Below are 17,592 nucleotides of genomic sequence, written 5' to 3'. Positions count from 1 at the left end.
GGCGGAAACGTCGAAAAGTCGAAACGTCGAAACGTCGAAATTTTGAGCGGCGGCGGGGTTGCGCGGGGGCATTCGAGAGGGTCCAGGAGAATGCAGAGGCGGCGGTACTGATTGGGTCGGCGGTTGGTGTTGAATTTGATTGGGGGTCCGGATTTTCTGGTACCGCTTGCTGACGCGCGCGGCTCGGATCGGGGGGCGACGGCGTTCGCGTAAGTCTTGTGAAATCGAAGGTGACATAAGGTGACACAAGGGCTCGGGGAATTGTGCCAACGCTTGTGGCGGGCATGTGTTGGGGCGCTTCGCGAATTGGGCGGTTTTGAGTGAAAACGCTTAGGGTGAAACAAGACCGGTCTATGCCCGAACATGCACGGCAAATTCCGGGAAAGATCGTTTGTAAGTCCTTGAAAAACGCTTCGGGAAGGTGACACAGAGACGCCGGAGGCCGTCCTGCGTGAATGCGAAGGCGGTGACATATTGCGGTGCGGGAGCCGCTGATGGTCGATCGCCAAACTGCAAGCCGCTTCGGGGCCCAGCGCGGGCGCGGGATGGGTGTGGGTCTTCGCATACCAAAGGAAACACTTGCTCTGCGCTCGCGCCCTTATCCACGTTTCGATTCGGCTCTACGGGGCGATTACAGAGCCGTTTGAACTGCCGATGAACCGTGTGTTGCCGCGGATCGTATAGTGGCGACGCCATGGCATTTACCTTGGTTTCCGACGAACTTTGGAACGAGATCGAGCCGCCCCCTGGCGTCACCGGCGCAGCATCGCTCCCGTGTTCGCCCGGCCGGGCTGCGAACACGGCAGCGGCCGGGGCGTTCTCCAGTATGTTGTCGAAGGCTGCATGGCCTGGTTCGGCAGCTTCCGGCGCATCAAACAGCGCTACGAGCTAACCGGCGCCTATTTTCAAGCCTTCCACGGACTTACGCCGCACTCATCCTCGCCAGGAAACTAGGTGTGCCATGAGCGTTTTGAAACAACCCCTGAGAATAGATCAACTTTGGGTACAAGCGCATGTGAAAACCGCTTTGACACACCAACTGGTATAAACCGTTAGAGAGGGGGGGCAGGACGAACGAACGACTCTTCAACGTGGCCGGCATTCAAGTGATAATCACTGGCTGGTTTTGACTGATAAATAGCGCCCTAGCACTATCGATAGGTATTCGGTGCCGGCTTGGCGTGCAGGCGTTATCGATGTGACCAGGCAAAAACGAAAAGTCTCTTGTTCGCCTTAAGGGCCGGAAAACCCTCTTTTTAGCAGCGCCAGGGCCATTTATTCGAAGAGAATATATGATTCATTCTGCGTTCTCATTGGGAGATCCTTCACGATGTCAAGCAGGACGACAGCCATTGCCAGAGACAGGTTTTTTGCGGAAAGTTCTTGTGTTCACTCTACAGTTTTGGTTAAATAACAAGCGTGAGGAAGCCATGGAGGGGCTTGAACTCAATCCAAATCTCTGAGCATTGGGCCTGGGTGCAATGAACAATTTAGAGGGTCATGAATCGGGCACTGAGCCTTTGATTGCGCACTGTGAAGCAAACAAGAGTCTCAATTCCCTAACTGAAACGATGGGTTTGGACGGTGCACTATCCGACGCGGCGCAATTTGATTTGCGCTCGTGGTGGGTGGTTCACACGAAGCCGCGGCAGGAGAAGGTGCTTGCAGATGATCTGAAGAGGCAGCGGATTCTCTACTTCCTGCCTCTCGTTCGGGCGAACCGAGCCTACTGCCGCAAGCGTGTCACCGTCGAGCTGCCGCTCTTCCCCAGCTACGTCTTTCTCTTCGCAAGTCCTTCGGATCGCGAGGCTGCGCTGAAGACCAACCGGGTGGCCGCGACGATTCCGGTGCACGATCAATTCAGGCTTCGCTTCGAACTACGGCAGATTCACAGACTCTTGGACAGTGGGGAGGCGGTTTCGCTGTACCCCAGTCTGAAGACTGGTTCGCACTGCCGAGTGACGGTCGGCCCGCTGAAAGGAATCTGCGGTGTGGTGATCGGCACTCGGCGGAAGCGGAAGTTCTACGTTTCGGTAACAACGCTCGGTCTGTCCGCGACTCTTGAGATTGACGCGGCGTGGCTTGAGCCGATCGATATCCCTAGTGGGACGCTTCTCGGGTCGTAAGTACAAGTAAATAGCCATTTTAGAAGAATAATCGACCGCGAGTCGACGGAGACGGAGTCCGCGCTTCACGAGGAAGCACCCCTTTGGATGACTCTGAGAGCCACGGTCGAGGCATCCCTGGTTACCACAGCAGATCGCCATATCACAAAAAAAGCCAGGCGGATCGCAAGTATCTCGGGCAATGAGCGAGCAGCCTAAAAAAACAGTTGCCGAAGGTAGTTCCAAAACGGCGGAAGATTCTGGCGGCGTTGGAATGCCCGGCGAGCACCATCGATGCGAAGTTTGCGGAATAGCTGCCTCGAGAGTCAGTGTGCTTTCGGGCTACTTTGAAGGGCAGCCGGTGATGAGTCATCTTTGCCTGTTATGCGTCGATGACCCGAAGACAAGCCTGATTTCGGCGCGCCAAGGGCGAAGCAGAGGCGGCCTCGGTCTGCTGCTGATCTCGCTGGGGGCCCTACTCGGGATTGTCGTGATGTTCGGCGATTACATCCCGGGATTCGAGGGGACACATCAGGGGATCGGCTACGTACAGCAGATGGGCATCGTGTTGGCAGCGGTCGCCATTTTCTTCGGGGCAGTGTTGCGGATCGACCTGGTGGCAATGGCGGGTGGAATGTTGCTGGTGCTGGCACTCAGCGCCGACATGTTCACGCTGCACCGGGGAATGGGATTCGGCTGGAAACAAATGGTAGCAATCGGCGCGGTCAGCTTGCTCGTCGTCGTGGGCCTGGGGCTACGGATCGGGTTTCTGACGGGTGAGAGGACGAGGGCCGCCGGCAAGCGCGGAACGCGAGAGGCATAAACCATGTCTACGGGCACTCAGACGGCACAAACGTCAACGAAGACAGCCAAGGACACCGCGAACGATGCGATCATCGGCGTGATATTGGCGGGGACGCATACATGGCAGAATGGCGGATTCGAGATGCTCCTGCCACGCCCGCTCGCGCCCGTCGTCAACGTGCCGCTGATTCTGCACATCCTTCATTGGCTTCGGGCGGCAGGGATTCGAACTGCGATTATCTGTGTTAATCGCGGGGGTCAGGCCCTGCGAGGGCTACTGGGCGATGGCCGGTTCATCGATATGGACCTCTATTACCACGAAGACCGGATGCCGCGAGGTCCCGCGGGATGTGCGCGGGATGCGGCGCAACCATTTCCCGCGGGGCATTATGTGGTCGTCGAAGCGAACATGATCCCGAGTGTGGCATTGAAGGGGCTCCTTGCGCGACACCAGCAGGAATCGGCGGAGGGCACGATAGCCGTCGGGCCCGTCGCGGGGACACGGCCGGGTGTGTCGGCTCAGCGACCCAGCGGGGTCTACGTGTTTGGCCGCCGCGCGATGCTGTGCAGTTCGCGGAACGGGTATGAAGACTTGAAGGAAGGCCTGATACCGCGTTTGTACAAACAGAACATGCACGTGGCGACGGTGCAGACACCGTATCAGGGGCCACGGTGCCAGGACATTGGCTCGTATATCGAGCTGAATCTGTGGACGCTGGCGCGGATGCGGGCGAATCGAAGCGCCAACGGGCGCTCGGCATGGCAGGGTGACACCCTGATTGAATCGACGGCGCAGGTGGCCACGGGGGCCCGGATTGAAGGTCCCTGTCTGATCGGTCGGGGCACGAAGGTCGAAGACGGCGCGATCATTATTGGTCCGACGGTGATCGGGCGGGATTGCCGCATTGCGGCCGGGAGTGTGGTCCGGCGCAGCGTGCTCTGGGATCGGAGCGATGTGATGCCGAAGACGCGGGTGGACGGGGGGGTCTTCACTGAGTTTGGGGAGTTTCGATCGAGGCGCTTGAATTAGGGCATTCGCAAGCGCCGTGACGACGATACGGCGCAACAGGAACCGATGAGCGAACGAATTTCGCAGTTCGAGTCAGGCATGGATCACGGTCGAAACGCGGCGATCATCAACCGGGCGACCATGGGCGGTGACGCCCACCCGTCACTTGACCTCTACTCAGCAGGCGGGGTCGACGGGCTGCCGATGAGCGCATCGCGGGGGCGGACGCTGTCCGTCCGGGGGATTCTTCGATACAAGAAGACGATCATTTATGTATCGATCCTGACGCTGATCGCGGCGGAGGCGGCGGTGTGGACGCTGATGGTTCCGGCGTATCGGGCGACGGCCCTGATTGAAGTTCAGCCGATCATCCCGCGGCTGCTGGATGAGACGGAAGACACCGGTCCCCTGCCGTTCTACCAGCAGTACCTCGCAACGCAGGCGGACTTCGCCACGAGCAACGCGGTACTCAACCGCGTACTGGATCGCAGCGAGATCAAGAAAACAAACTGGTATCAGGGAGTCCCGGCGACACCATTGGCGCGATTCCAGTCGAAGTCGCCGCCGCTGGATCGGCTGCGGGCAGAGCTGACCGTCGACGTTCCGAAGTACAAACAAATCCTGCAGATTGCGCACGAATGTGCCTTTCGAGGAGAGGCAAAGAAACTGGTGGAGGCGGTGGCGGACGAGTACACGAAATATGTGACGGAGACACGATACCAGCAGGACAGTGAATCGCTGCAATCACTGACCAAAATGCGCGGAGACACCAAGAGCGAACTCGAAGGTCTTGAGGCGCAGGAGGCGGCGCTCAAGAACAACCCGGAGCTGCAATCGCCCGACCTGGAAACGCTGATCTCGGCACGGAAGCAGACATTGGAAGTACTGAAGACATCGCTCAATTCGCTGGACCTTGAGATCCAGATCGTGGAGAAGGATCTGAAGGACGTGAGCGGCGGCAAGAATGACGGGGAGGGCTCCGCGGCGGCCGGCTCCAACTTTGAGATCGACGGCAAATGGCGCAAGATCAGCGATGAAATCAGGGCGGCACAGGCGGAATTGGCGGACAAGAAATCGCAGTTCGGCGAGCGACACCGGCTGGTGACCAGCATCCACCGGCAGATTGAAAGACTCGAGAAGCAACGAACCGAGCGAGAAAAGCAGCTCGAGGCGGGGGCGGCCCCAGATCGTGAACCCGTGCACGCCGCGGCCCTCTCGTCGCCGCTGTCGCCGCGGGACCCTCTGTTCCTGAGCCAGCGGTTGAGCGAACTGCAGGCGCGGCGAGCGGCGACGGCACGGGAGATTCAATCGAAGTCGGATTCTTTCAACGCTACCTGGCGGCTCTACCAGGATTTCAGCAAGGCCCGGGGGCTGGTGAAGGATCGGCGTGAGGTGCTGGCGCGGATCGAGCAGCGGATCTTCGAAATCGAGCAGTTGCGCAAGGCGCCGGCGCACATTCGCCGCATCGGCGAGGCGTTTGAACCTGATGAGCCGGATACGGACAAGCGGCCGAAGATGGCGCTGGCGGGTCTATTCGGGGCGATCGCCGCGGGCGCGGGGGCCGGGTTCCTTCGATACCGACTTTCACCAAAAGTGTATGAACTGACCGAAGTCGATCTCGGCCCCAGCCCGGTGCTGGGACATATGTTGCTGATCGGCGATGAGGAACTGAAATCGAATCCGGCGGCGATCGGCAATCGGATGGAATCTGTTCGTTCGATCCGGACATCGCTGATGCCGATGTTGGGAACGGCGACGGGCCGGACGCTGCAGATCACCAGTGCGGGGTCCGGCACGGGCAAGACGACTTTCACGCTGATGCTGGCGAAGAGCTTTGCATCGTGCGGCAAACGGGTACTGGTCGTGGACGCGGACATGCGACGGGCCTCGCTCTCGCGCCGAATGAACCAGGGGGAGGCGATCGGCCTCGCGGACATGCTGAAGGACACGAGCCTGATGCACGATCAGGTCCGCTTCAAGACGAAGTCGGGGCTGCATCTCATTACCGCGGGCAGAGGGAAGGATTCTCAGGCATCGGAGCTCTTGGCCAATGGGGTTCTCGGCGGGCGCCTGGAGGAGTGGCGAAATGCGTATGACCTGATCCTGTTGGACAGCAGCCCCATCCTGCCGATTGCCGACGGGTCGATGCTGGCGCAGCAGGTGGATGGGTCGATCGTGTTGATCCGCGAGGGACACTGCGATCGAACGATCGTGAGCAAGGCGCTGGCACAGATCGCGGCCGTGGGCGGCAGGCTGACGGGCATCGTATTCGTGAGCTCCGGCAATCGGAGTGATTACAGCGCATACAGCGAGAAAGAGGCAGCTTTGGCGAAATAGCCGGTCGACGGCAGTTGACAGTTCGCGCGCCGCCAGCGGAACGGCGGCGATGCAGTTGTCGACGAGAGCAGGGGCTTCCCGCAAGCAAAGGGGCCGCATTCGCGGAGCTCGTAACGAGGGGACAAGAAAAAATGGACCACGCATCCGACCATGTCATTGTCATCGTCGATCACCGGCCGAGTTTCTTGGCGCGGAGCGGTCGATCGCTGTTGACGCTGCCGCTGGGAAGAACGAGTCTCTTGGATTATCTCGTCGACGAACTGGCGCAAGAACTCGGTGAGTGTGCTGTGACGATCGCGCCGACATTCCAGGCGGAACACGGCTACGCGGCGGATGTCCAACATCGGTGCCCTGGGGCCCGCGTGCTGGAGTTGGCGAGCCTGCACGAGATGCTTTTTGACCTGGAGCCGTCGGACTGGGTGCTGTTCGTCGATCCGGCGGACATTCCAATTCAGGGGATTCGAGCAGCGGGCTTGCCGGAGACGGTGAGGAAGGCAAGGCTGGCGACGCACATCATCGCGCTGGCCACGGATGCCGGTCATGCCGAGGAGCATGTCATCTTTGATGACCGACAACGGGTTCGCACGATCCAGCGGTACTACGGAGGAATCACCAACGTTCAGGCCTGCGGGGTGTTCGCATCCTACGTGCCGGTTTCATCGCTGCGGATCCTGAACGGCTCATTCGGTGTGGTTCCCCGTCATCTGCGGGGTGAACTGGCGATGCATGGGATTCCCAACAACGACATCACGGTCGGTGGCGGTACGCTCGACCTGCGCGAGACTGAGCAGATGCTGCTCCTGAACAATCTGCTGCTGGAAGGGTCGCGAGAGGGGGCGAGCCAGAAGGATGCCGAGACCCAGCGCAAAGATGACATTCACTGCGGTGACGGTGTGCAGATCGATGAGACGGCGCGGATCTACGGGCCGGCGGTGATCGGGGACGGGACCACGATTGGAGCCCGCGCTGTGATCGTGGGGCCGGTCGTGATCGGCAAAGAATCGCGCATCGGCGAGGGGGCGCTGGTTGCGGGGGCGATCCTCGACGACTTCGCGAGGATCGGCGATGGGGAAATCGTCTGCGATCGGATTATCGCCGGCGAGGCGGAGGAGAACTGCCAACGCCAGCCGACGGCGAGACCAACAACGGATGCCGACCAACGCGCCAAACATCGAGACGCTCGAGGGAATGGCGCCGGGAGCCGATTGCACGATAAGGGCAAACCGCGCGCCAGACAGATCGAAGCGCGGCTGAAGAGCGGGATGGACATCGCGACGGCTGCGATTGGCCTGGTGATGCTGTCGCCGGTCTTCGCGGTGGTGGCGGCTCTGGTGAAGCTGACCTCGCGCGGGCCGGTGCTCTTCGGGCACATGCGGGAAGGCAAGGGCGGCAAAGAATTTCGCTGTCTGAAGTTTCGCACAATGTGCGAGGACGCGCATGCCAAGCAGCGAAAGCTGTATCAGCAGAGCGAAGTGGACGGACCTCAGTTCAAGATCAGCAAGGATCCGCGGATCACGTGGCTGGGCAGAGTCCTCCGGGTGACGAACATTGACGAACTTCCACAGTTGATCAACGTGATGCGCGGTGAGATGAGTCTGGTGGGGCCGCGGCCATCGCCATTTCGGGAGAACCAGATCTGCGTGCCATGGCGCCGGGCGCGACTTTCGGTGCGGCCGGGCATCACGGGGCTCTGGCAGGTGTGCCGGCACGATCGCTCGGCGGGTGATTTTCACCAGTGGATTCACTACGACATGCTGTACGTGGAAAACTGGTCGGTTCTTCTGGATGTCAAGATTCTGTTGTCGACGCTGTTGACGCTGAGCGGGCGATTCGGGATGCCGGTGACCTGGTTGATCAGACCGAAAACGAAACGATTGCCCACGCCGGTAACCGGGGCGGACCTTGGCGCAGTTCCACAAACGGCGAACGCCGAAGAGTGGGATTCAATCTGTGAGATGGTCGGCGAGACGTACGGTGTTGAGGCGGGGGGGACGGACGGCACGCGTCTAAGCGGCGACCTCGAGGCCGCGCGGGAAGCGGCGTGGTGGTCCAAGCCGGACGCCGTCGGCAACGCGGCGCAGTCGGCGAGCCGATGACGCAGGTCGAAGGGTCTCTGTCCGTCGTGGAAGATGATCGTTGTGCGTGTGCCTGGTACTCATTGGCAACCAAGGAGAGGAAGGTAAATCACAATGAAGGGTGTAATACTCGCGGGCGGGCTCGGCTCGCGCCTGATGCCGCTGACGAAGGTGACGAACAAGCACCTGATGCCGGTGTACGACCGGCCGATGATCTTCTATCCGCTGCAATGCCTGATCAACGCGGGGATCAGCGAGGTGCTGCTGGTGACGGGGGGCAATCATGCCGGTGATTTTCTGCAACTGCTCGGCAACGGGAAGGAGCTGGGACTCCGCGAACTGCACTACACATATCAGCAGGGCGAAGGCGGGATCGCCGACGCGCTGAGCCTGGCGGAGGACTTCGCACGGGGAGACAGGATCGTGGTCGTGCTGGGCGACAACATCATTGAAAAAAGCATTCGGACGGGCGTGGAGAACTTTGCATCGCAAAGGCGGGGAGCGAGAGTCTACCTTAAGGAAGTGGCCGATCCGGAGCGATTCGGCGTGGCGGCGTTTGACAAAGGCGGACGTATTGTGCGGATCATCGAGAAGCCCACAAGCGCGCCGAGCAGGATGGCGGTGACCGGCATCTATATGTATGACGAGCAGGTGTTCGACTTTATCTCGCGACTGGAACCCTCGGCTCGGGGCGAACTGGAAATCACGGACGTCAACAACTTCTACCTCGACCAGGGAACACTCGAACACGAGATCCTTGAAGGCTGGTGGACGGACGCGGGGACGTTCGAATCGCTGCACCGGGCGAGTAATCTGGTGGCCGACGGCGGAGCCAACCACGTCGAGCCGCAGCACAGCGCACAGGCGGTGCTTTTCTAAGTGGGGCCATTCATGAACCGGATGCTGATTACTGGTGGGGCGGGTTAGTTCGGCTCCAATTTCGTCCGGCGGGTGCAGGACAGGCCGGCGCACGATCGGCGATACGCAGTCAGTTCGACGAAGCTGCAGACCGAGCTGGGATGGCGGCCGCAGGTGGGCTTTTCCTCGGGGCTGGCGGAGACGATTCAGTGGTTTGCCGAGAATGAGGCATGGTGGCAATCGATCATGTCCGTTGAGTACCACCGGTATTACGAGATGCATTATGGGGCATTCGAAGGTGAGATGGTGGAGGCTTCGGCGAAGTGAGACTTGATAGACAACGCGACATGCGGGCGGGAGGCGTGCGGCCCTTTGAATGGACCGAGCCCGGCGCATGAGTCGCAGCGTGCTAAAGCCGATCGGCGAGTCGACGCGGCGACGCCCGTCGCGTGCGCGGGGCCGGCGCAGTCACGGAGAGGCGCAGGCTCCGATCCTGGCTCGCGTCGATGCGCGGACCGCGAGCGCGGTCGTGGGCGTGCTGGTCTGCCTGACGTGGAGCTACTGGAGCACGATCACCGAACTGGTCGTCTTCTGGTTTCGCAATGAGGACTACTCCATCGGAATGCTGGTGCTTCCGGTGGCAGCGTACCTGGTTTGGCGAAGGCGTGAAGAACTGGCGAAGGTGCCTATCCGGCCGTGCCTCGCGGGAGTCGGCGTGCTGGCTTTCGCAGAAGCAGTTCGGTTGCTCGGACTTTACTTCGGGATTGGATCAGGTGACCGATACGCGTTGGTGATCTGCATAGCGGGATTGACACTGCTCTTCGTCGGGCCGGCGATGACGCGTCGCTTGGCGTGGGTGCTGGTGTTCCTGTTGCTCATGGTCCCACTGCCGGCTCGAATCCACGAAGCAATCGCACTACCGCTGCAGGACGCAGCGACGTCGGCAACGGTGTTCGGATTGGAGACGTTTGGATTCTTCGTGGTGCGCGAAGGAAACGTGCTTCGGCTGGACGAACAAACGACGGTGGCGGTGACAGAGGCGTGCAGCGGGCTGCGGATGATGACGGCTTTCGTATTCATCGCGGCGGTTCTGGCTTTCGTGGTCGAACGACCAAGGTGGCAACGGGCGACGCTGCTTGCGCTGAGCATCCCCGTGGCGGTTGCGTCAAACGGACTTCGGGGATTTGTTACGGCGGCACTGACGCACTATTCGGGGAGTACCGTTGTACGGCAAGGCATCCATGACATAGCAGGATGGGCCATGATGCCGCTGGCGCTGGCGATGTCGATCGGGTTGCTGAAGCTCATGGACGTCTTGTGGCGATCACAGAGGGAGGCAACGGCGTAACTGGGGGATCGATTTCTTAAGATCACGGCGCCGGCGCAAGTGAGTTCGGAGTCCGCCGCGAACGAGTTTCTTAAATAGGCCTCTTTCTCCTTTCGCCCTTCCCGGGGCCGTGCAGGCGTGAAACGCTGGTTTCACGGCCCCGGGAATGGAGCGTATGCGAAGAGGAGAGCAGATAAGGAAGTGGTAGGTCAAGACAGGTGAGCCAGAGGTGATGGAGCCATGGGCCAGCGACAAGCCATCGAGCATTGCGAACAGAACCAGCGGCAGCTAAGCCTGCCAACAAGTGGAGACGACAGATTGCCGCCCGGGGCGGAGGAGGCGATCCGCGAACTGGCCAAACGCAATCGCCTGACTCGGCGGGAGAATCAGATCGTGGAATTGATCTGCCGCGGACTGAAGAACGGGTCCATGGCGTACGAGCTAGGGCTGACCATGCCGACTGTTCGTTTCCACCTGCAAAACCTGTACAAGAAACTGGGTACATGTGACAAGGGGGAAGTGCTGCTGCAGGTTTGGAGAATCGCAACGCCAGAGGCGACGGTGTGAGCCGGGAATACGAACCGAGTCAGATTGGAGCAGCACCATGGTGAGTGAAGTGACAGACTTGAATCATTCCGGCAGGGCCCATGCGGCGCGGAAGGGAATCGCGCGGGTCGCGGCCTTCGCGGCGATCTTTCTGGTGGCGACTGGAGCCGGGTATCGTGCAGCGGCCTCGGCACTGGACGCAGCGCTGGCGGAGCGCGTCGAGCTGCCCAGGCCCATCAAGTCATTGCCGATGGAATTTGGCGAGTGGGTGGGCGAAGAGGTGCCGCTGTCGGAAGGGGTGCAGAAGATCGCGGGGAACGACGACTATATAAACCGGATCTACCGGCGGAGCGGAACGCGGGAGGCGGTGAACCTCTATGTTGCGTACACCGGGCGACCCAGGACGATGCTGCGGCACCGGCCGACGGTGTGCTTTCCGAACTCGGGGCACAGCCACCTTGGCACGGAGGAGATCCAGCTAAGGGCAGGAGCGACGACTTCACCGGCCTTGGTACATTCGTTCATGAAGCCGGGGGCAGTTGATGTGCGGACGGTGGTGCTCAACTACTACGTGCTGGGCGGAGACGTGACGGTGGATGAGGACAGCTTCTGGGGAGTCGAGTGGCGATCGCCCAACCTCGCGCGGGACGCTGGGCATTACGTGGCACAGGTGCAGATCGCAACGAACGCGGACATAGACAACGGGCCGGCACGGCGACGGGTGACGCAATTTGCGGAGGCGACGCTGGGAGAGATATTGGAACTGCTGCCGAAGAGCGGCGATCACGGCGGGCCATGAACACGCACGTACGACCCTCGAGGAGGAAGGCGTCGAGTCGCGACAGCTTGGCTCCATCGGGCCGCGGCTCATGACATTGGCAAGACACGGACCGTTTTTTCAACCGTTCCGGCGAGCGTTTAATCGTCCGGAGCATCGGCAACTGCTCTGGAGCGACGTGTGAGACGACGATCAATCAGGCGGGCGAGACAGAGCCCGGCAAGGCCGCTGGCGATGTCGGCCGCGTCGCCCCAGTCCGGCGCGCGAGGGCGGAAGAGGTCGAGGTGGGCGAAGATGTCGAAGAGCTCCTTGGCGAGGAGGACGGTGACTGCCACGACGGCGGCACCTCGCGGGGACAGTCGAAGGCGACAAAGGGCGTAGAGAGCGGCGATAAGAACAAAGCGGGCGGGCCAGTCGAGGGGGATGCCGAAAAGATTGTGGTCGGCGAACCAGGCAAAGACGCTCCGCAGACTGTGGACGAAGTTAACAAGCCACGCGGGCCACGAGGATTCAGTAAGCGCGACGGTGTACGGCACGACGACGATTGTGACGGGGGATTGCGGGCGGGGCAAACCGGGCGTTTCGAATCCGCGGGTTCGCGGGGCGTTACCTGGTCGGCTGCGTTCTTTTGTCTCCTCGGCCGGCGCGGGGGCCGGCTGCTACGCGGAAGTCAGGGGAGCCACGCCCAGAGCTGGAATCGAAGCCGACGCGGATGAACGGATGAGAACGACGTGACAGCAACGGCAACAAACTTCCAATCGAATATTTCGGCCACGGCTGGTGAGCGCGAGGGGCGGCCGCTGAAGGTGGCGTACTTCGGGGCGGCGCCGGACACGGCAAACCTGGGCGTGTCGGCGCTATGCATCTCGGTCTTGCAGGAGATGTTCCGGGATGACCCGCGTCACGAGATCACGGTCTTCGACTATGGACGCGGGGGGCGACAGGAGACATTTGAATCCGCGGAGGGGCGCCATACATACAAGCGGGTGGGAGCGAAGCTGTCCCGCCGGTACTGGCAGCGGGAGACATTCTGGAACATCCGCTGGTCGCACCGGCTGGGTGGCCTGGGGAACGAAGCGGTGAGAGTGCTTCGCGAGGCGGATGTAGTCTTCGATATCAGCGGGGGCGACAGCTTTACGGATCTGTACGGTTCGCGGCGGTTCGCGTCGGTGAGTATGGCGAAGGAACTGGCACTGGAGATGGGCAAACCGCTGGTGCTGTTGCCGCAGACGTATGGACCCTTTAACGAGAAGCGAACGCGCGACAAGGCGGCGGAAATCGTGCGGCGGTCGGCCGTGGCATGGGCACGTGACGAACGCAGCTACGCGACGCTGAAGGAACTGGCGGGGCGCGACTTCGACCCGGCGCGGCACAAGTGTGGGGTGGACGTGGCCTTTGCGCTTGAGACATGCGCGCCAACTATGCAATTGCCGGGGTCGGTGGCGACCTGGCTGAGCAAACAGAGAAAGGCCGAGACGATCGGCTTCAATGTGAGCGGGCTCATCTGGCACGACCCGGCGGCGATGCGGTCGCGGTATGGCTTCAAAGCAGACTATCGCGAGGCGGTGCTGGGATTCCTGCGGCAGGCACTCGTCGGAGGCGACGCGAACATCTTGCTGATCCCACATGTGATGACAGCGCCGGGGCACTATGAGAGCGACCCCGGGGCGAACGAGGCGGTGATGGCGGCACTGGCCGACGATGGGGATGCGCGGGTGCGGCGGGCGGCGAGCGAGCGGGTAGAACAGATTCCCATGGGAATCAACGACCCCCGAGAGATGAAGTGGGTGATCGGGCGTTGCGACTGGTTCTGCGGGACGCGAATGCACGCGTGCATTGCGGGCCTGTCGAGCGGGGTGCCGACGGCGGCGATCGCCTACAGCATCAAGACGATGGGAGTCTTTGAGACGTGCGGGGAGGGGGAAAGCGTGATCGACCCACGGTCAATGGGGAGTGAAGCGGTTGCAAATCTGTTGTGGGAGCGGTGGCAGCGACGGGCGGCGACGGCGGCGAACTGTCTGGGGGCAGCCGATGCGGTGGACCGGGCGCGGGGGTTCACACGGGAGCTCCAGACGAGTCCGTGCGAGCGATCTCAAAGTCTTCTTGCGGAAGGGGTGATGCGCTGAGCCTGCGGAAGAACGTCTTTAAGGGAGCGGCGATCCTTAGCACGGGCCAGGGACTGGGTCGCATTCTTTCGTTTGTCCGGAATCTCATCGTGGCGCGGCTGGTGACCCCGGAGGACTTCGGCATTGCGGCGACGTTTGCGATCACCGTTTCCGTCTTTGAGATGATCAGCGATCTGGGGTCGGATAAACTGATTATCCAGGCGAAGGACGGGGACAACGAACTGCTGCAGGCGACGGCGCAGTCGTGGCTTTTCGTGCGGGGACTGATGGCGGCGATCTTCATTGCGGGCCTGGCCAAGCCGATCTCACGACTCTTCGATGTGCCGGAGGCGCAGTGGGCATTCGTGGTGCTCGGGCTGGTTCCGCTGATGCGGGGCCTGGCTCACTTGGATCCCATCCGCTTGCAGCGGGGGATGCGATTCGGACCGCAGGTGGCGGCAGAGGCCGGATCGCAACTGGTGGCGACTCTGTCGGCGTGGCCGCTGGCGGCGTGGCTGGGGGACTACTCGGCCATGCTCTGGCTGGTGATCCTGCAGGCGGGATCGTTTGCCATCATTTCGCACGCCTTTGCTCTCCGGCGGTACCGTTGGGCCTGGGACCGGCGGAGCGCCCATCGCTTAGTAACCTTCGGGTGGCCGCTATTGGTGAACGGACTTCTCATGTTCGGCATCCTGCAGGGGGACCGGCTGGTGGTGGGATCGATGTATTCGATGCACGACCTTGGATTGTATTCGGTCGCGGCGGCGCTGACCATGACTCCCACAATGGTCTTAGCGAGCTTGAGCACCTCACTTCTTTTACCACTGTTTTCGGAGGTTCAGGACGCTCCCGAGCGACTTTGTCGTCGCTACCGACTCAGCGTGCAGCTCTTTTCAGGACTGTCCGGCCTCACTGCCGTTGGCTTCATCCTGGCTGGTCAGCCACTGCTCGTACTCTTTTTTGGGTCGGCGTATGAGGATGCTGGAACGATCATTGCGGCGCTGGCAATTATGCAGGGAGCGAGGTTGCTTCGTATTGTTCCGACTGTGGCAGCGATGGCGCGAAGCGACACAAGCAACTCGATGATGGCGAACTTATTCAGAATCGCCGCGCTACCGCTGGCACTCCTGGCCGCATGGTTTCACTTGCCCATTTTCTGGATCGCGGTCGCCGGCGCGGCAGGAGAGCTGCTCGGGCTAATTTATTCACTCAGTCGATTGCAGCGGAAACAATCGCTTCGGGTAGGAATTGCGATTGGTCCAGCCTTGGTAACGGCCGCATGTATCGCTGGCGCATTCTTCTTGGAGCCACTCGTGAGTCAATCGATTGCGAAGCTGATCATTGCCCTGTTGGTCATCGGATGCGTTTTGTTGCTCGGCATGAGCGCGTTCGATGAAAGCCGCAGCGAATTCCGACGGGCAGCATATGCTCTCCTGCATACAGGCCTGTCTTACTGAAAACACAGATTTGAACGCAAAACAAGACAGCGAACTTCGGACAAGCGTGCTTGCTCCGGCGATCACAGCGATCGCAGCGATCTCAAGGGCGCGAGCGAGAGCGGTGAGACTGGCACTGCGAACGGAAGGCGGGCCCTATTTCTCGCGAACCGCGCGCGAGATCATCCAACAATACTGCGGGGTTGAGATTGGTGCGTACTCCTACGGGTCCTGTTTTGCTATCGGGGCATTCCCGCCGGGCGTGGTCATAGGAAGGTACGTTTCAATGGCCGCTGGCGTTCAGTATGCACATCGAAACCACCCGATCGAACGGCTCTCGATGCACCCATTTTTCTATAACTCGAAGCTTGGATTCGTGAGAGAAGACAATATACCGAGTGGGGCGATTGAGATCGGCCATGATGCATGGATTGGGGCTAACTCATTCATCACGGCGAAGTGCAGCCGGGTCGGCATCGGGGCGGTCGTTGCGGCATGTAGCGTGGTTACCCGCGATGTTCCCGACTTCGCCATTGTCGGCGGAAACCCCGCTCGGCTGATTCGATATCGATTCGGGCGTGACGCGATTGGAAAACTCCTGGCCAGCCGATGGTGGGAGAGGTCGATCTACGATCTCAGTGAGTACATGCCGGACATGATTCAGCCGATCGGCGAGGCGCCGACACATCCTCTCCTAAGCAAGGTCGCCGAAATGAGCAGACACGGAGAACCAGTTTGCGCCTGAAGGTGAACAGCATCCGCGACGTGGCGGAGTATCAGCTCTGCTGTGGATGTGGGGCCTGCGGGTATCTAGCCGCGAACTCCATCGAGATGGTCGACACGCTGGAATACGGTCGGCGGCCTCTCGTGAAGCAGGGGAACGAGCACAGCGGCCAATTGAGCGAGGCAATGGCGGCGTGCCCCGGGCAGGGGCTGGCGCACGAGTTTGAACGGCGCGATCCAGGATTGATTAAGGAACTCGTTCGCGAATGGGGGCCGATCCGTGAGATGTGGGAGGGCTACGCGGCGGACGGGGAGATTCGTTTCGCCGGGTCGAGCGGCGGGGCTGCGACAGCGCTGGCGCTCTACTGCATTGAGAAGCTTGGCTATTACGGTGTGCTACATATCGCCGCGAGGAAGGACGTACCACTCCTAAACGAGACGGTGATGAGCCGGAGCCGGGAGGAACTTCTGGCGCGGACGGGATCGCGATATGCGCCGGCGAGCCCCTGCGACGGACTGCAGATGATCGAGGATGCACCGGGGCCGTGCGTGTTCATTGGGAAGCCGTGCGACGTGGCGGCGGTGTGGAAGGCAAGAAAGCTGCGGCCCCGGCTTGACGAAAAGATCGGCCTGACGGTCGCATTTTTCTGCGCGGGGACGCCGACGACGAAGGCGACCCTGGAGCTACTGCGTCACGTCGGGGTGACCGACCCCTCCAAGGTTGAGGGCCTGCGATACCGGGGGAACGGGTGGCCTGGGAAGTGGACGGTGACGTTTCGCGATGAGGCGGGGGAGATTCAGGAGCGGAACTTGAGCTACGAGGAGTCGTGGGGCATTCTGGCGAGAAACAAACAATGGCGGTGCAATCTCTGTCCTGATCACACTGGCGAATTTGCTGACATCGCAGTGGGGGACCCCTGGTATCGGAAGATTCCGGCGGGCGAGGCGGGGCAATCGCTGGTGCTGGCGCGGACAGAGCGAGGACGAGAGGTCATCCGCAGCGCGATGGGGCAGCAGGCGATCAAGCTGGAGCATGCGGAGGCATGGAAGCTGCCGGCGTCGCAAAAAAACCTCCTTAAGACGCGGGGGGCGGTGTGGGGGCGGCTCTTCGGGCTGCGGCTGGCCGGTATCTCGATACCGAAGTATCAGGGAATGCCTATGTTCAAGACCTGGCTGCGGACGCAGTCTCTAAGAGAAAAAGTCGCATCGATAGTAGGGGCGATATTCCGAGTCAAACGGCGCAGTTTGCGAACTCGGCGCGCAGTTATTCCAATTGGTGGCATATATGGGGCGAGCAGAATTGTATCATCGACAAACTGTTTCGGAGATACACTGAATGCATCTTCGTCGGGAGTATCGGTCGTCAAGATAGGGCAAGATTATTCTCTTGATTGAGTAATGGGATTCTTCGCTCCGCGGAGCGCCATTGCGGAGCGAGGAAGGTCCCTCATTTCAAGAAATCAGTTGATGCAACTCAGTCTTGTGCAAA

16 protein-coding genes are annotated in these 17,592 nt (G+C 60.9%); 15 read left to right on the top strand and 1 reads right to left on the bottom strand.

All coding sequences use genetic code 11. The annotated features are described in order from the left end of the window. Window positions 1–723 precede the first annotated feature (723 nt). The 11 genes from HS101_19590 to epsI all read left to right on the top strand — a co-directional run bounded on the left by HS101_19590 (window position 724) and on the right by epsI (window position 11,860). Window positions 724–954, top strand: coding sequence for a hypothetical protein (locus tag HS101_19590; GenBank protein MBE7508464.1), 231 nt, complete (start codon window positions 724–726; stop codon window positions 952–954). 623 nt (window positions 955–1,577) lie between these two features. Then, entirely contained in the window at window positions 1,578–2,126 is a 549-nt protein-coding gene (locus HS101_19585; GenBank protein ID MBE7508463.1) for a hypothetical protein, read from the top strand. Between the two features lie 340 nt (window positions 2,127–2,466). Continuing rightward, window positions 2,467–2,928, top strand: coding sequence for a hypothetical protein (locus HS101_19580; GenBank protein ID MBE7508462.1), 462 nt, complete (start codon window positions 2,467–2,469; stop codon window positions 2,926–2,928). Between the two features lie 3 nt (window positions 2,929–2,931). Continuing rightward, window positions 2,932–3,939, top strand: coding sequence for an NDP-sugar synthase (locus HS101_19575; GenBank protein MBE7508461.1), 1,008 nt, complete (start codon window positions 2,932–2,934; stop codon window positions 3,937–3,939). A gap of 45 nt (window positions 3,940–3,984) precedes the next feature. Then, on the top strand, window positions 3,985–6,255 hold the full coding sequence (locus HS101_19570) for an AAA family ATPase (protein ID MBE7508460.1): 2,271 nt from the start codon (window positions 3,985–3,987) through the stop codon (window positions 6,253–6,255). A gap of 131 nt (window positions 6,256–6,386) precedes the next feature. After that, entirely contained in the window at window positions 6,387–8,351 is a 1,965-nt protein-coding gene (locus tag HS101_19565) for a sugar transferase (protein ID MBE7508459.1), read from the top strand. Between the two features lie 93 nt (window positions 8,352–8,444). Next, a complete protein-coding gene (locus tag HS101_19560; protein ID MBE7508458.1) occupies window positions 8,445–9,209 on the top strand; it encodes an NTP transferase domain-containing protein in 765 nt (254 codons plus the stop codon). Window positions 9,210–9,281: 72 nt separating this feature from the next. Continuing rightward, entirely contained in the window at window positions 9,282–9,515 is a 234-nt protein-coding gene (locus HS101_19555; protein ID MBE7508457.1) for a hypothetical protein, read from the top strand. 67 nt (window positions 9,516–9,582) lie between these two features. After that, window positions 9,583–10,536, top strand: coding sequence for an exosortase/archaeosortase family protein (locus HS101_19550; GenBank protein ID MBE7508456.1), 954 nt, complete (start codon window positions 9,583–9,585; stop codon window positions 10,534–10,536). Between the two features lie 219 nt (window positions 10,537–10,755). Further along, window positions 10,756–11,082 carry a helix-turn-helix transcriptional regulator gene (locus HS101_19545; GenBank protein ID MBE7508455.1) on the top strand — a complete coding sequence of 109 codons (327 nt, stop codon included), beginning with the start codon at window positions 10,756–10,758 and terminating at the stop codon, window positions 11,080–11,082. A gap of 37 nt (window positions 11,083–11,119) precedes the next feature. Next, window positions 11,120–11,860: an EpsI family protein gene (gene epsI / locus HS101_19540; GenBank protein MBE7508454.1), complete on the top strand. Its 741-nt coding sequence runs from the start codon at window positions 11,120–11,122 to the stop codon at window positions 11,858–11,860. A 119-nt stretch (window positions 11,861–11,979) separates the two neighbouring features. Here the strand turns inward: epsI and HS101_19535 are convergent, their stop codons facing one another. Next, the gene (locus tag HS101_19535) at window positions 11,980–12,411 is read right to left on the bottom strand and encodes a hypothetical protein (GenBank protein MBE7508453.1); all 432 of its coding nucleotides are present in this window, start codon (window positions 12,409–12,411) and stop codon (window positions 11,980–11,982) included. A gap of 159 nt (window positions 12,412–12,570) precedes the next feature. Between HS101_19535 and HS101_19530 the strand changes: the two genes are divergently transcribed. The 4 genes from HS101_19530 (at window position 12,571) to HS101_19515 (ending at window position 17,498) form a co-directional block, all read left to right on the top strand. Next, entirely contained in the window at window positions 12,571–13,965 is a 1,395-nt protein-coding gene (locus HS101_19530) for a polysaccharide pyruvyl transferase family protein (protein ID MBE7508452.1), read from the top strand. Continuing rightward, on the top strand, window positions 13,920–15,401 hold the full coding sequence (locus HS101_19525; protein MBE7508451.1) for an oligosaccharide flippase family protein: 1,482 nt from the start codon (window positions 13,920–13,922) through the stop codon (window positions 15,399–15,401). Before HS101_19530 ends, HS101_19525 begins: the two co-directional genes overlap by 46 nt. A 355-nt stretch (window positions 15,402–15,756) precedes the next feature. Continuing rightward, window positions 15,757–16,125: a hypothetical protein gene (locus HS101_19520; protein ID MBE7508450.1), complete on the top strand. Its 369-nt coding sequence runs from the start codon at window positions 15,757–15,759 to the stop codon at window positions 16,123–16,125. Between the two features lie 86 nt (window positions 16,126–16,211). Then, window positions 16,212–17,498, top strand: coding sequence for a Coenzyme F420 hydrogenase/dehydrogenase, beta subunit C-terminal domain (locus HS101_19515; protein ID MBE7508449.1), 1,287 nt, complete (start codon window positions 16,212–16,214; stop codon window positions 17,496–17,498). Window positions 17,499–17,592: the final 94 nt, after the last annotated feature.

The sequence above is a fragment of the Planctomycetia bacterium genome (genome assembly GCA_015075745.1).
Lineage (GTDB): Bacteria > Planctomycetota > Phycisphaerae > UBA1845 > UTPLA1 > UTPLA1.
The sequence above is the reverse complement of the archived record's forward strand: the minus strand, read 5'-3'. Positions and strand labels throughout refer to the sequence as shown.